The sequence below is a fragment of the Colwellia sp. MB02u-9 genome (genome assembly GCF_014077085.1).
Taxonomy (GTDB): domain Bacteria; phylum Pseudomonadota; class Gammaproteobacteria; order Enterobacterales; family Alteromonadaceae; genus Cognaticolwellia.
Genome location: NZ_JACGVF010000080.1, coordinates 1 through 310, shown reverse-complemented (window position 1 = coordinate 310; position 310 = coordinate 1). Strand labels below are relative to the sequence as shown.

At 40.3% G+C, this 310-nt stretch carries 1 rRNA gene; it reads right to left on the bottom strand.

Features of this window, described 5'->3' with window-relative positions:
* A 23S ribosomal RNA gene (locus tag H4J65_RS05900) occupies positions 1-108 on the bottom strand; the annotation flags it as partial.
* Between the last annotated feature and the right edge of the window lie 202 nt (positions 109-310).

The following is a 310-nucleotide window of genomic DNA, read 5'->3' as shown; positions in this document are numbered from 1 at the left end:
TTGGCTATAACGGTTTTTATCACCTCACCAAAGCTTTTCGCAGATTAACACGTCCTTCATCGCCTCTAACTGCCAAGGCATCCACCACATACGCTTAGTCACTTAACCATACAACCCCAAGTAGTTTCAAAAGAAGCTAGCTAGTACACACCGGAGACTAATCCAATGCAATTGTAAAGTCTGACATTTTCACGCACACAAAGTGTGTCTTGAATAAGAGTGGTAATTTATTACTAGTAGATAAACTAAAAGTGAATAAACTACCGGGTTGATTACGTTTCCGAGGAGGACCCGTAATCACCATCATTAA